The sequence below is a fragment of the Bradyrhizobium genomosp. I (2014) genome (assembly GCF_000261685.1).
Taxonomy (GTDB): Bacteria; Pseudomonadota; Alphaproteobacteria; order Rhizobiales; family Xanthobacteraceae; genus Bradyrhizobium.
In genome coordinates this window covers 96,257-110,567 of record NZ_AJQE01000042.1, presented here as the reverse complement: position 1 = coordinate 110,567, position 14,311 = coordinate 96,257, and the positions used below count along the sequence as shown (strand labels likewise).

13 protein-coding genes are annotated in these 14,311 nt (G+C 64.0%); 3 read left to right on the top strand and 10 right to left on the bottom strand.

From position 1 onward, the window contains the following. Positions 1 to 39: 39 nt before the first annotated feature. Together IC50_RS41065 and hpnI are read right to left on the bottom strand one after the other, a co-directional pair. The gene (locus tag IC50_RS41065) at positions 40 to 183 is read right to left on the bottom strand and encodes a hypothetical protein (protein WP_157460834.1); all 144 of its coding nucleotides are present in this window, start codon (positions 181 to 183) and stop codon (positions 40 to 42) included. A gap of 152 nt (positions 184 to 335) precedes the next feature. Then, on the bottom strand, positions 336 to 1,496 hold the full coding sequence (hpnI, locus tag IC50_RS04610) for a bacteriohopanetetrol glucosamine biosynthesis glycosyltransferase HpnI (protein ID WP_035700947.1): 1,161 nt from the start codon (positions 1,494 to 1,496) through the stop codon (positions 336 to 338). A gap of 310 nt (positions 1,497 to 1,806) precedes the next feature. Between hpnI and IC50_RS43995 the strand changes: the two genes are divergently transcribed. Both IC50_RS43995 and hpnA read left to right on the top strand, forming a co-directional pair. After that, positions 1,807 to 2,526, top strand: coding sequence for a phosphorylase family protein (locus tag IC50_RS43995; protein ID WP_050990886.1), 720 nt, complete (start codon positions 1,807 to 1,809; stop codon positions 2,524 to 2,526). Continuing rightward, on the top strand, positions 2,517 to 3,563 hold the full coding sequence (hpnA, locus tag IC50_RS04600) for a hopanoid-associated sugar epimerase (protein WP_035700944.1): 1,047 nt from the start codon (positions 2,517 to 2,519) through the stop codon (positions 3,561 to 3,563). The genes IC50_RS43995 and hpnA overlap by 10 nt, the downstream gene beginning before the upstream one ends. Here the strand turns inward: hpnA and IC50_RS04595 are convergent. The 7 genes from IC50_RS04595 to IC50_RS04565 form a co-directional block, all read right to left on the bottom strand. After that, a complete protein-coding gene (locus tag IC50_RS04595) occupies positions 3,528 to 4,172 on the bottom strand; it encodes a hypothetical protein (protein ID WP_035700943.1) in 645 nt (214 codons plus the stop codon). The two genes, hpnA and IC50_RS04595, sit on opposite strands and share 36 nt — an antisense overlap. Then, positions 4,172 to 5,494, bottom strand: a complete 1,323-nt coding sequence (locus IC50_RS04590; RefSeq protein ID WP_050990885.1) for a class I SAM-dependent methyltransferase — start codon at positions 5,492 to 5,494, stop codon at positions 4,172 to 4,174. The genes IC50_RS04595 and IC50_RS04590 overlap by 1 nt, the downstream gene beginning before the upstream one ends. Beyond that, positions 5,491 to 6,519, bottom strand: coding sequence for an AI-2E family transporter (locus tag IC50_RS04585; RefSeq protein ID WP_157460832.1), 1,029 nt, complete (start codon positions 6,517 to 6,519; stop codon positions 5,491 to 5,493). The genes IC50_RS04590 and IC50_RS04585 overlap by 4 nt, the downstream gene beginning before the upstream one ends. Before the next feature lie 80 nt (positions 6,520 to 6,599). Then, positions 6,600 to 7,751, bottom strand: a complete 1,152-nt coding sequence (locus IC50_RS04580; RefSeq protein ID WP_050990884.1) for a glycosyltransferase — start codon at positions 7,749 to 7,751, stop codon at positions 6,600 to 6,602. 60 nt (positions 7,752 to 7,811) lie between these two features. Next, on the bottom strand, positions 7,812 to 8,843 hold the full coding sequence (locus tag IC50_RS04575) for an AI-2E family transporter (protein WP_244429532.1): 1,032 nt from the start codon (positions 8,841 to 8,843) through the stop codon (positions 7,812 to 7,814). 84 nt (positions 8,844 to 8,927) lie between these two features. Beyond that, positions 8,928 to 9,734 (bottom strand): PAQR family membrane homeostasis protein TrhA, encoded by an 807-nt coding sequence (trhA, locus tag IC50_RS04570; protein WP_244429531.1) that lies wholly within the window; start codon positions 9,732 to 9,734, stop codon positions 8,928 to 8,930. Positions 9,735 to 9,797: 63 nt separating this feature from the next. Further along, positions 9,798 to 12,410: an MMPL family transporter gene (locus IC50_RS04565; protein WP_035700939.1), complete on the bottom strand. Its 2,613-nt coding sequence runs from the start codon at positions 12,408 to 12,410 to the stop codon at positions 9,798 to 9,800. 207 nt (positions 12,411 to 12,617) lie between these two features. Between IC50_RS04565 and hpnK the strand changes: the two genes are divergently transcribed. Next, entirely contained in the window at positions 12,618 to 13,523 is a 906-nt protein-coding gene (gene hpnK / locus IC50_RS04560; RefSeq protein WP_063826447.1) for a hopanoid biosynthesis-associated protein HpnK, read from the top strand. Here the strand turns inward: hpnK and IC50_RS04555 are convergent. After that, on the bottom strand, positions 13,516 to 14,193 hold the full coding sequence (locus IC50_RS04555; protein ID WP_035700937.1) for a ZIP family metal transporter: 678 nt from the start codon (positions 14,191 to 14,193) through the stop codon (positions 13,516 to 13,518). The genes hpnK and IC50_RS04555 overlap by 8 nt on opposite strands. Positions 14,194 to 14,311 lie beyond the last annotated feature (118 nt).

The following is a 14,311-nucleotide window of genomic DNA, read 5'->3' as shown; positions in this document are numbered from 1 at the left end:
CCCCCCTGCCGTAGAGCCTGGGCTCGAGCGGTCGGTGCTTCAGGCCGGATCGGATATCAGAGTGAGGTCGCGCAATGCTGCCGGCTGTGCCGGCCCAATCATGCTCAAGGCAGCCAAGCCGCCGAGCAGGACGAGAACGCCGGTCACGACCATGATTGCAAAGCAGCGTTCGACTCTGTCCATGATGATGCGCCCTCCAACTGGCGGTCCGAGCGCCAGATAAGACCGGTTGGCGGTGCATTGTAAATCGCCGAAATGATCGGTCGGTACGCCGCCGCGCTCGCTTTCTGAGGCAAGAAGGTCGCGGCCCCGCCGCCCGCCAGCGGGCGCCGCCCTCAACCCGCGTCGTCGAGAGTGCCGTCTTCCAGGATTCGGTAGCGCTGCCCGCGCCAGGCGATGTTGGCGCCGAAGAAGCCAGCCACGAACACGGCCGACATGATCGCATCGTGGATGACATGGGTCATGATGTGCAGCCGTTCCTTGCCCCTGATCTGTAGCGTTCGGGCGACCGTTGCGGTCAAGGCGATCCGGCTGGCGAGCGCGATCGCAACGAGCAGTAACGGATAGGCGCTTCCGAACAGGCCGGCGAAGACCGAAAGCATGATCGGCTGCATGAAGATGAGCCCGCCATAGCCCACCGGGTCCAGCGCGCGGATCGTGCGATGGATGCGCAGTTGGTGGTGCCAATAGACAGAGAAATTCGGCTCGAAGCAGACATGACCGACGGCCCAGGGGGGAATGACGACCTTGAGCCCGAGCGACCTTACGGCTTGGCCGATTGCATAGTCGTCGGCCAACTCGTCGCGAAAGGCGCGAAATCCGCCGATCCGCCGCAGCACGTCGCGCCGCAATGCGATTGCCGCGCCGAAACACGGCGAGGCCGCGCCGCAGACCAGTGCGACGATGACGTTCGGAAGGAAGGTCGAGTTGATGCTCAATGCGGATAGCCGGCCCCATAAGCCACGGGCCGCTATGCCGTAGTAGAGGCAGGTGACGGCGCCGGTGGCTTCACGATCGAGCTCGGCGGTAGCAAGTCTCAGGAAGTCGGGCCCGACGACGATGTCGCTGTCGGACAGAACGATCGTATCGTATGTTATTGCGCAGTCCATGTTGGCGAGGTTTCCTACCTTGCGATTGATGCCCTGAGACCGTTCGTCGACGACGAGATCGATGTGCAGGTCCGGATGCAGGCGTTTGAGCAATCGAACCACGTGGATGGCGGGATCCTGGGCGCTCTGGACGCCGGCGACCAGCTGAACCGGTCCCGTATGATCCTGCCGGCAGAGATCTTGGAGGCGTTTGAACAGACCAGGTTCGGAGCCATGGATCGGTTTGAGCACTGTGACTGCTCGGGTCGCCGACCGCTCGGGTGACTGCTCGGGAGCATGAGCGAAGAACCAGAGAACGGCACCGGCAGCGAAGCAGTTATAGAGGATGCCGAGGCTGGCACCGGCAAGACATAGATCGGCGATGATGTGGAGGCTAGGTGCTATCATGATCGAATGACGTTGCTCTAGGCAGGAGAAGGGGCGAGCGACCGTGAGGAGGCTCCGACCTGCGTTCCGGGTCGGTCCGTTGCAGGCACTTGATGCGAATGAATGTGCATGCCGGACTGTTCCTAAGTTGGAGTCGACGACGAACCGACTTCCCGCCGTTTCGGGTAGGCCGAGAGTCAGCTGGTGAGGAGGAGATTCATTGTTGTGCAATGCTGCGAGCAACCATGAGGTCCGTGTCTGCGTTTGACCTCCGACGGGCCATTGGGCTCGTTTGGCAAGGTGTGTGCGTGGTCAACAGAGACCGAATCCCATGAAGGTCATGCGAAGCTCGGAGGTGCCTGCGCCCGCCGCCATCTGCGTGGCGTTGGAGCTCGAGGCGAAAATTGCCGGTCGGCACTTTGCGCCGGACGATCGAACCGAGCCCTCGGAGCGAAGCTTGATGCGGCTCGCAAATCTGCGCGCGCCGGGCTGCAAAGGGCTCGTGAGCCTTGGGCTTGCCGGTGGGCTATGTGATGACCTCAGCGTGGGTGACGTCGTCGTTGCCTCGGAAATTGTCGCCAACGGGCAACGGTTCGCGACTGACGATGAATGGGCAGGTCGTCTGCTCTCGGATATGCCGTCGGCGATCTACGGTCCGGTTACAGGGTCGGATGTCGCCGTCACGAGCGCTGCGGCGCGATACGATCTTGCTCGGCGGTCGGGCGCTCTCGCCGTCGATATGGAATCGCATGCGATTGCGCGTATGGCCGCGGTGAACGGGATACCGTTTCTTGCTGTTCGCGTCGTCATGGATGGCGTTCAGCGACGCGTACCTGAGGCCGCGGTCAGCTGCATCTCTTCGAGCGGGCAGACGAGCCTTCTCCGTCTCGGGCAACTGGTGTTGCGACGTCCGCGGGACGCCTCGGCCGTGTTTCTCCTGTGTTCGGATTGGCCGCGAGCCAGGCACTCTCTGGACGCATGTTGTCGCGCGATTGCTGCTTGCGAGGCGGCCAACGAACAGAGTTCGGTGATGAGGGCCGGATGTCCCTGAGCACAGCCGATGTCCTTCTGACCGGCGCCAGCGGCTTCATCGGCTCTGCGGTGCTGCGCGAAGCCGTGCGGCAAGGATTTCGAGTCCGGGCACTGGTCCGAAGGGACAGCAATTGCGCCGACCTCTCCTGCGCCGGCGTCCACTTCATCCATGGCGATCTCCTGGATCCGGCCTCGCTGCGAAAGGCCTGTGACGGATGCCGCTATTTGTTTCACGTCGCGGCGGACTACAGGCTGTCCCTGCACCACGGTGCGAAGCTCCTGGCAACGAACGTGGCTGGTACCGATCATCTGATGTCGGAGGCCTTGCGAGCGGGAATCGAGCGCATCGTCTACACCAGCAGCGTCGCCACTTTGCGCTATGAAAACGGCAGCGAACCGGTTGCGGACGAACCCGACAGTCTGCCGCTCGCCTTGGCTGTCGGCCCCTACAAGCGCAGCAAGATCCTGGCGGAGAGGCTGGTTCTCGAAAGGGTACGCGAGCGGAAATTGCCCGCCGTGATCGTCAATCCGTCTGCGCCGATCGGCCCGCGTGATAGTCGTCCGACGCCCACCGGTCGTATCCTGGTTGCCGCAGCAACGGGCCGCATGCCGGCGTTCGTCGACACCGGATTGAACCTCGTCCATGTCGAGGACGTGGCTCGGGGGCACCTGGCGGCGTTGCGCCGGGGTCGGATCGGCGAACGCTATGTGCTCGGTGGCCAGAACGTGGCGTTGTCGGACTTGCTGGCCGAGATCGCGTCGCAGCTAGGCCGCCGCTTTCGCGCTGTGCGCTTGCCTTGGTACGCCGCCGTGCCGGCTGCGTTGACCGGCGAGGCCAGTGCTTATCTGACCGGAAGGGAGCCGTTGGCGACCTGGACGGGCGTGCAGCTCGCGCGGCACCGAATGTATTTCAACACCCGTAAGGCCGAGCGTGAGCTTGGCTATGCCGCGAGGCCCTACCAGCTCGGCGTCGAGGACGCCCTAAGGTGGTTCGCAGAAAATGGCTTCTTTGTGCAGCGCTCAGGCGGACGCGGGAGGGTGGCGGTCGGTTCGTGACCGGGGAGAGGTATGGTCGGACCTCTGGCCAAACCGCCCGATCAGAGTTTCCCGCGTCATATAAACGTGCAGGCGGGTACGCCGCATGGTGTTGCCGCGCAGCGCCCTCGGGTTGTGTGACCATACCAGCAAAGTGATCAACATATTCTCCCCGATCTGGTGCAGGCGATCGCCGGCCGTCCTGCGCGACCTTGCCTGCTCGAGCGGCTTGGCGAAACCAAAGCGTCCCGAGAGTTCGATCATCAGCGGAGTGGTCGCGTCGGACCCGAAAGCGAGGGTTGCACTGATCGCGGCAACGTCCGCTAGATCGCTGCGGCTCGTGACGAACGCTGCCAGTGCGCGCAGTGAAAGGTCGATCTCGCGCGAGAGCCGCCGTGCCCAGGCCAAATTGGCTCCGCTGGCAGGAAGCGGGGGGACGTGCTCGTTCCAGACGTGAAGCGCGAGCATCGGAGCACCAGGAGGCAGACACGTTCCATCGGGAAGCTTAAGCGCGCCAGGATTGCTCGCCCGCTGGATCCGGAACAGGCAAGCTTCCGACGAGCTGTACTCGAAGATGTGCTGACGAGCGCGGAGCGACCGATCGATCGCAGCCATCAACTTGCTCAACATCACGGTTGCTCCAATGACGCCGATGAGAGCAGCTCCGTGGCACCCGAATCGGTGCTTGCCGGTTCGGACGTCGACAGAAGCGGCGCCATGACGGGCGTTGAAGCGGAGAGGTACTGGTGATCCCGTGTCCACGGACGCCGCACCGAGCCGTCGGCCAAGGGCTTGAACGCTTGCACCTGTGCGATGGATAACCAACCGCGCTCGAATGCGCAGGCCATGCCGGCGAGGAAAACCCGCCAGATGCGGACGACCTCCGGTCGAGCTGTGGCGTAGGCGTCAGGCAGCCGCGCTTCGAGCCGCCGGCTCCAGTGCTGCAGCGTCAGTTCGTAGTGCGGACGAAGATCCTCGGCATCGGCGAATTCGAGGCCGGCCGCGGAGAGTTCGACGAGGACGCGCGACAAGTGCGGCACGGCGCCGCCGGGAAAAACGTGCCGGTCGATGAACTCTCCGCCCGGCGGTCCCTGCGGACGGCCGGCGGCGTCGGTCGAAACGATCCCGTGGTTCAAGAATACTCCGCCGGGCCGCAGCAGCCTGTGCACCGTCTGGAAATAGGTCGGGAGATTGTCGAGCCCGACGTGCTCATACATGCCGACCGAAACGATCCGGTCGAAGAGCTTGGCGTCGTCGAGATCGCGATAGTGGCGGAGCTGAATGTCGATCCGGTCCGACAGTCCGGCGGAGGCGACGGCTTCCTGTGCAGCAGCATGTTGCTGCTCGCTCAAGGTGACCCCGACGACCCGTACCTCATAGCGCCCCGCCGCCCATATGGCCAAGCCGCCCCACCCGCAGCCGAGGTCGAGCAGCCGATCTCCGGGTCGCAGCAGCAGCTTGCGGCAGATGTGATCGAGCTTCTGCTCCTGTGCAAGCGCGATGTCCTCTCGCCCGGTGCGGAAATAGGCGCAGGAATAGATCATCTGTCGATCCAGCCAGAGCCGATAGAAATCATTGCCGACGTCGTAATGGTGACGAATGTTGGCCCGATCGCGCGATCGCTTCCGAAGCAGACGGGTCAATGCCGGTAGGCGGGCGGCGCGAACGACCGGCGAATACCGTCCCAGCCGTTCTGCAAGGGCAATTCCGGCATCGACGACGTTCCCGATCGGTCCGTCCACCGAGATGTCGCCGGCGACGTAGCAATCGGCCGCGCGCGAGAAGTCGCCGACGATGAGAGCTTTCAACGCGACGGCCGAGTGGAACGTGATCGTGACGTTCGGGCGCGTCGACGAGAAGACCGTGCCGTCCGGAAAGATCAGCCGAATCGCGGGAAGTTCGTTGCCGAACCTGCCTTCGAGGCGCTCGAGGAGATGGTGGACGAGGCTCATCGTGTTTCCTGCGCGTAATTTCGTTTCCGCCTCGTCTGCTCGGGCGCTTCGTCGTACAGCGTGGCCAGAGTGGTGCGGATCACGAGCGCAATCGGCACGGCCGTGATCACGCCGACGATGCCAAAAAGCGCTCCACCTGCGAGGAAGCAGAAGATGATGAGGGTGGGATGCACACGCCCAGCAGCGCCGAGCAGGATCGGTCCCATCAACTGGTCGATCACGAGCCGAAGCGCCGCGAGATAAACGCCATAGGCGAGGATCGCGCCGAGGCTCGAATCATGTTGCAGGGCGACGAGGCCGGCGATCGTGGCGGCGGCGATCGGGCCCACGACCGGAATGGCTTCCAGAAGCCCCGTCAACAAGGCGAGAAAGATCGCATGCGGAACGCCGAGCGCCAGACCGAGACCGACGTAGGCGAGGACCGCCGCCAGGCACACGACAGCGATGACACCGACGAAATAGCGGCGCAGCACGGGATCGAGCGTGATCAGGAGATGATCCGTCACGAGCTTGCGGTGCCCGGGGGGAACGAGCCGAAGCAGGCCGTGTACGATCACGTCGCCGCTGACCATGAAGAAGAACAGGAGGACCAACGTGAGCATCAGCCCGAACCCGGCACCGAGGGTGGTGCCGGCCAGCACGGCGATCAGGCGCGGGGTTGAAAGAACGTCCCACAGAGCTGCGGTTGCTTGGCGGGCAAGATCCTGGGCAGACATCTGTTGGCCCAGGACAGTCACACTTTCGGCTCCGACCGCGCCTCGGACGACGTGCTCGATCGTGCCCTGCAAATTGCCGAGCACGATGGCGACTTCGCGGGCGAAGGGCGGAACGCCGACCCAGCCGAACAGCGCCCCGAACCCGACGATGACGAGGAAGGCCGCCGTCGCGACCAACGCTCGCGGCAAGCGGGTTGCCGCTGCGGCGCTCCCGATCACGGGCCAGCATATGTAACTCACGACGGCGGCGCAGACGAACGGAAGCAGGACCAGCTGAAGCTCATACAGGGCAAGGATGGCCAGCGCCACGATGAAGAGGATCGCATTCGTCGACAGCTTTTCGACATGCTCGTGATCCCTTGCGGTACTGATCGGGGGCTGGGTTCGGGTCACGGATAGGTCCGTCCCTTCCAGACGATGCGTCCCCGCCGATGACGGCGGACGCTCTCGATCGCGAGCCATGCGCCGATCGAATATCCGAGCGGAAACAGCAGACCATACCAGAACGGGATGCGCAGGTAGACCGCGCCGGCGACGTGAAGGCCGACGAGTGCTGCGGTTCCTGCTGCAGCAGGCACAGCAGCGAGGCAGCTCGAGGTGATCCCGTCGGCACATCGTGCTGCCAAGAGCACAGGCAGCAGGACGCTGGTCAGGGATGCAAGCACGACGGCGCCAGCGGTGATCACGGCGGCGGTGGAGCCCCCGAGCATCTCGACCAGATTCTTCGAAAGGCCGGACCACAGGTCCGCCCAGCCCCGGTACATGCGCGCGGTCAATGCGGTCCGTCCGTCGGCCAGCAGCACCCGCCCCCCGCCCTGCTTGATCAGGTGAGCCAAAGCGGTATCCTCGCAGATCGCGTCGCGAACGGCGGCGTGGCCGTTCACGGCCGCATAGGCCGATTTCCGAACGAGCATGAACTGGCCACTGACAGTGACGCCCGGGGTGCCTGGACCTTGCAGGGATGCGAGGTCCTGACTGAAGGCCAACAGATAGAATCCGCACGGGATCAGCAGGCGCTCCGGAAAGCTTACCAGTTCCTGACGGGGCGCAAGCGACAGCAGATCGAGCCCTTGATCCTCTGCGTTGCGAACCGCTCTGGTCAGGAGGGACGGCTCGGCCCGAACGTCAGCGTCGATAAAACACAGCCATTCTGCGTCGGCCGGAGCGAACTGCACGCCGGTCCAGCAGGCCTGCGGCTTTCCGACCCATCCGCTGCGAAGCGGTGGACTGCTCACCGGCCGGATCAACGGCGACCGGGCTGCGAACGATGTGGCGATCGCCAGAGTCTCATCGAGAGAGTTGTCGTCGACGACCACGACCGCGAGACGATGTCTAGGATAATCCTGCGCCACCAGCGCCCGGAGACAAGCGGCAAGGTTGCATGCTTCGTTGCGGGCCGGGATGATCACGCAGATGTCGGGAAAATCGTCCTGAGGCGAGCGCAAATATCCGAGCGAAGGCAGCAAGCCGCGCTGGCGGCTGGCGCGCACGATCAGCCAAATAGCACAGATGAGCCATGCAATCGATATCGCCAGATCCATCGCGGGCCTCGGCCGACACACCCGAACCGCTTAATGGGCGGGCGTGGGATAGGTTCCTGTTTACGGCGCGGGTTCGCCCGGCAAGCTCGTGGGTTGTCCCAGCACTTCGCGGAGATAGAGCTTCTTGACCGCCACAAAGGCGATCACGGTCATCGGCGCGGCGAAGATGATTCCGATATCCCCGAAGATCATGCTGACGACCACGATGCTGAGGATGAGGACGGCCGGTGGCAGGAAGATCAACTGTCGCTGAATGATCGGTACGATGACGTTCCCCTCGATCTGATGGATGATCAGATACGCCACGATGGTCCAGATTGCGGTGTAGAGGCCTGAATTCATGGCCACCAGGATCGCAGGAACGGACGCGATCAGCGGACCGAGATATGGGACGAATTCGCAGACGCCGGCGATGGCGCCGAGCGCGATGGGTGAGGGCAGGCCGATCAGCCAGACCGCCCCGGCGGACAGAGCTCCGATGAGGAACATCTGGATTCCCTGCCCGAGCAGCCACAGGCGCAATGCTCGGCCGATGTCGTCGAGCGTCTCCTCTGCATCCCGCCGGCTGCCCGGATTGAAAAGGGCCGCCAATCCTTTTCGGTAGAGATTCGGCTGCACCGCCAGATAAACTCCGGCAGCGACCGTGAAGACGATCTGCTCCAGAACCTGCATGCTCTGGCTGGCGAGGTTGCCGGCGAGGCTTGTTACCGAGATGCTCCCCGTTCCGGCATGCGCGAGAACCAGCCGGCCCAGCTCCGAGTGCCCCAGACTCTCGCGAATGGAGGATGTCGCGGCTTCGGCGCGGTTCACCACGTCCTGTATCTCGGAGACCAGTTGCGTGCCGAACAGGTAGACCGTTCCGCCGGTGATGCAGAAAATGAGCAGACCGGAAACCGTGAGGGCAAGGCCGTGCGGCAGTCCGAGCCACCTCGTGAACGGCTCGCTGACGAGCTGGAGGAGCATCGCCACCAGAACTGCACCGACGAGAACGAGGAGGAAGTCTCGCAGGTACCACAGCAAGGGCGGCAGCGCCGCGATCATCACCACGATCGCGGCGCGTTTGGCAAACTCGCCGGCCGACATCTGCGTCATCTGCTCCGTATCCCGACTAACGAAATGGGTGCTCCGCTGTTTCGCCTGGCCCCGCTCTAGGATTGACCAAATCCGCGTGTTTCGTCAGGCGTGGTCGTTGGCGATCCTGAGGATCGCCAGATAGTGGAGGACAATTCCGGCCAGGACGAAGCAGTGCCAGATCGCGTTCTGGAAACGCAGCCGTCGCCAGAGATGAAAGACGATACCGACGCTGAACGATACGCCGCCAGCGATCATCAACCGGCTGACGGAGGCGGGAAGCGCAGCTGCTTGTCCATTGCATAGGGTGAGGCCACACCACCCCATCAGCAGATAGGCGACGATCGACAGCCCATCGTAGCGGCCAGGCACGAACAGCTTGAGCGCGACACCTGCTGCCGTGGCGCTCCAGACGCTGACGAGAAATACCAGCCTGACGTCGGGCTGCTCCGCCTTCACGATGAACGGCATGTAAGTGCCGGCGATCAGAAGATAGATGGCGGCATGGTCGAAGCGGCGCAGCAACCACTTGGTGGGACTGATCGGCCAGAGATTGAAGGCTGCCGAAGTGCCAAGGGCCGTCAGCAGCCCGATGAGATAGATCGTGACGGCAGCCCGCTGCTGCATGTCCTGCAGACGCACCAGAGCCGCGAGCAGCGGCAGGACCGCCGAAAGCCCGAAACAGAGACCTAGGCCATGAATGAGGAGGTCGGCGCGGATCTCGAGCGGGCTGTACGGCCAGTCGACCGGCGCAGCCGGTTCGGTGGTTGGCCGACGGCGCGGTGCGGCACGGAGGCCATGAGCTTTGAGTGTGTCGGATGTAATACGCATGAAGATCGGCCAGGGGGCAGGTGTTGTCATCGCAGGTGGTGCGCTTACGCAGGACGCGGCAGCGATCGCGTCCGTTTCCAATCGACCGTTCCAGCGGTCGTTCCTAGGCCAGGACTGGACTTGGACCGGTCGCGGACCGTGTCTTCATTCGGCCGGTGGCGCCTCGGGACTTTCGTGTGCGAACGGCTTGACGTCCCTCGGAGGGCCCATCAGCACCGGCTGAAACAGCACGGCGGCCGTCATGGTGCAGAGAAGCGACAGGGCCATCAGTTTGCCCATGCTCGACATACCCGGATATTTGGAGGCCCACATGCTTCCGAACGCAACCGCATTGGTCAGGGCGCTGAACACGACCGCTTGTGTCAGGGCAGATTGCAACAAGCCGGTCTTTCCGGCTCGCCAAGCCATGATGTAGTAGATCTTGAATGCAACCCCCACGCCGAGGAGGAGAGGAAGCGCGACGATGTTCGCGAAGTTCAGCGGCAGCCCCCATATCACCATGATCTCGAGCGCAAGAAGACCTGCGACGAGCAGGGGAATGAGAGTCAGGAGCACGTCGCCGATCCTCCGCAACGCGACGTAGAGCAGAACGGTAATCGCCAGTAGCGCCAGGATGCCGGCCTGGACGAACGCGCTGGTTACGGTGCGGCTCGACTCGTAGTAGCTGATCGCCGCCCCGCTTGCGTCGGGAGCAACACCGAGCACGGCCCGCGCGAAGGCGCGCAGGACGTCGACGTCGTTGGCGTTTCCTTTCGGCACGATCTGCACACGCGCCCGGCCGTCCGGAAGCACCCAATCCCGCTTCAGGTCTTGCGGCAGCGTCTCGCGCGTCACGCGATCGGCCGACAAGCCGGATCGGAGCGCCTCGAGGTCGTAAGTCAATGGGCGGATGAATGCGAGTTCGGCGCGGTCCCGCGCCGCAGGATCGGCGCGGGCCAGGCGCTGGATGAGCCCGGCGAATTCGCGCGTTGCGCCTGCCCCTGAGTCTTCGGCATTGTCGGCAGCTTCATTGAGCACTTTGGCGGCTGCATTGAGGGCCGCGACGTTCTCCTCATCGGTCGGTGGTTGCAGCTTGCCTGCAGGCCGCAGCGCGGGTCCGAGAACCGCGTTTGCCCGGTGCAGGACGGCAAGTTTCTCGTCCTGGTTCGCCGGGATGAAGCTGGAGAGGGTCAATGTTCGCTCGACCTGCGGCAGCGCTGAAAGCCGCTTCGCTTCCTGATCGGCCTCAGCGACGCTGCCGACGAGCAGCTCGGCTCCCAGACTGGCCGCCAACGGGTCCTGCTGCAACCGTCGATAGGTGACGACCGCAGGCGAAGAGGGATCTTGCAGGTTGACCGGATTGAAGTCGAACCGGAGCTGAAGCAGGAGCGGAATGCCCGCGAGGATGGCGATGGCCGTCAGCGCAAGGACGACGGCCCGGTGACGTTGCAGAAAGGACTCGATCGGCGCGAGCCAGGGAAAGCCGATCGGCGCCGGCTCCCCCTGGGGAGCCAGCAGCATGAGCGCCGCCGGCACCATCGTGATGCTGAATGCAAACGCGAGAATCATGCCGAATCCGGCGATCAGTCCGAGTTCGGAGAGACCGCGGTAGTTGGTCGGCAGAAAGGCGAAGAAGGCGACCGTCGTTGCAGCGGCGGCCAATGCGAGAGGATCGCCGGCCTTGTGTGCTGCACTCCTGAGCGCCTTTCGGAGGTCGCCGATGTCATGGCGTTCGGCACGGTAGCGTACGCTGAGCTGAATGCCGAAATCGGCGCCGAGACCGACGAACAGCACGAAGAATGCGATCGAGATCAGATTGAACGAGTCGACCATGAGCAGGCCGAGAGCGGCGGTTGCCGCAAGACCGACCGCAAGACTGAACAGAACGGCAGCGATCAGCTTCCACGACCGGAGGGCGAGCCAGAGCACGACGACCACGCCGAGGGCCGCGGCCAGCGTGTCGCGAACGGCGCTTTCGCGGATGACCGAGAACTGCTCGTCGTTCATAGGAACCTGTCCGGTCAGCGCGACGGTCGCATCATAATCTCGTCTCAGCGCAAAGTCATGCGCGGTACTCCTGATGGCCTCTGTCGCGCCGCGGCCGGGCTGCAATTGATCGAAGTTGAGAACGGGAGCGACCTCGATGAAGTGTCGCTTTTGGCTGAGCGGCAGATCATGGCCTTTCAGCAGAGCTTGCCACGAAAAGGCGGCGGGTCGCCCGGCCAGCACATCTTCCAGGGTTCTGCTCGCCTGCGACAGCGGCCAAGACAGGGAAGCGAGATCGACCTCGCCTGACCTAACGACGGAGGTCAGCACGGTGAGGACGCCCCGCAAAGAGGGGTCCGAAGCCAGGCCGCTCAGAAGAGGTTTGGCCCTGGTGAGGCCGCCAGTCAGTTGCTTGAGATCGGCTTCCGAGCTGTACAGCAGCCCGTTGCCCTCGAGGGTCAAGCCGGCGTCCGGCCTGTTCAACTGGCGGACATGGGCGCGATCGTCACGAAGCGCGCCGGCCAGGCGGTCGGCGGCCAGCGTTGCGCCCTCTGCCGTACTTCCTTCGACGACCACGGTGATTCCACGCTGCGGGAACGCCCGCTCGAGTTCGCGTTGGCGCTGGTGCCACGGCAGGTCTTGTGCGAGCAGGACGTCGACGTCGGTGTTGATCCGGAAGTGCAGGGCGGCGAACACAGTGCAGCCGATCATGAGCACGATTCCGAACGCAAGCGTCGTCCATTTGTGCTGCGCGCAGACATCGACGATCCGCACGATGAGGCTGTTGATCATGGCGGCGAACGCTTCGCATGAGGGGCCGAGTGAAGGCCGCGGGGCCGTGGTCGATCAAACGTCGTCGTACGCGCAAGTTCCTGCAGTTTCGAAGACCGTCGAGAAAAGGTGGGTTTGGTACGGTTCCGATCCTTCAGACGGTGTGTCGACCAAGGAACGAAATGCAACCTGGTGTGCTTGCTCCGACAGGCCCACCCGGATCGAGCCATGTTGCATCGCCTCGTGATCAATGCCGACGATTTCGGGCTCGCGCCCGAGATCAACGAAGCGGTCGAGAGCGCTCACCGGAGCGGTGCGCTGAGCGCCGCCAGCCTGATGGTCGGTGGGGCAGCGGCCGCGGACGCCGTTGCCCGCGCACATCGCCTGCCAGGGCTGAATGTCGGACTGCATCTCACTCTGCTCGAGGGTGAAGCCGTTTCGGCCAAGGACCGAGTTCCTGGTCTGCTCGCTGCGGACGGGCGGCTGAGGACAGATCAAGTGGGGCTCGCGCTCGCTCTCGGACTCGACCCGGCGATACGGCGGCAGCTGCGCGCCGAGATGGAAGCGCAATTCGAAGCCTTCGTCCGGACCGGGCTGACGCTCGATCACGTGAACGCACACAAGCACTTTCACCTTCATCCCATGATCCTGTCGGACCTGCTCGAAACCGCACGGCGATTTGCCGTTCCGGCGATCCGGATTCCCGTCGAGCCGCGAAGGCAGCTGCGCAAGGTCGAGAAGATCTCCGCCGGTCTGTCGAATCTTGCTTTGCAGGCTCATGCAAAGGTCCTGAGGGGTGTGGTTCGGCGAGCCGGATTTATCGCGCCGGATGCGGTGTTCGGACTTGCCTGGTCGGGCGCCTTCACGCGCGACCGACTGTTGGGCCTCCTCAGTCACCTTCCCGCGGGAATCGTGGAGATCTACCTCCATCCTGCAACGAGCGACGAGTTTCCCGGCTGTGCGAAGGGGTATCGCTACTGCGATGAGCTTGCGGCCCTGAGCTCTCCGGGGATCATTGCCGGGCTTCGTCGCATCGAAGCGAGGATCGGAGGCTATGCAAGCCTTCGACGTGCCGAGCCGGTCGGCGTGCAGGGCGCAGCGATGGCCGGCGCGCGGGCTGATTCGGTCAGCTGAGCCTTTCCGTGAGAATGATCAGTCCGATGAAGCCGACGAAGAACATGGCCGTCGTCCAGAGGCGGTCCTCGACCTCGTGGGCCTCGACCAGCAGTTCCTCGACCGCAAGATAGAGCAGTGCAACGAGGCCGAAGGAGAATGCGGCCGTTCGAAGCGCGTTCGGGCTGTGCGATATCGGCAGCGCCAGGAGCGATCCTGCCGGGACCATGCATGACACGCCGAAGGTGGCGGCGAGCAGGACCCATTTGCGGACGCCGCCCCGGAACGCGGCGGCGATTCCGACGGCCAGCGACAGGAATTCGATCGAGAGCGCGATCGCGAGCAGCATCCCTTGCTTTTGCCCGGCAGCGAATCCGAGGCCGAGTACGATGCCATCGAGGAGGGCATCGACGGCGGCGGCTCCGATCAGCCCGACCGGGCCCTTGGCACGTTGCTCGGCCACCCGAAGCATGAGCATGACGGCCACGCCGACCGCGGCGCCGATCGCAACGGGCCAGATGGTTCCGCGGCGGATCGCGTCGGGCAACAGCTCGGAAGCGGCAGCAGCGAAGATCACGCCGGCTGCGAGATGCTGGGCGGCGCTTGTGACCTGCTTGCTCGGCTTCCAGAGCACGACGAAGAGGCCGCCAAGCAACGAGGCGCCGACTGGAATCAGGGCATAGCTCCACATGGGGAGCAAACCTGCATTCGAGGGTGGACGTTCCGACGCATTTGGAGGGAGCGAGCAGCGCACGGTCAAACCCAGTGTCGAGCGCGTCCGACCCGGCAACTATTGAACCTCTCGATCC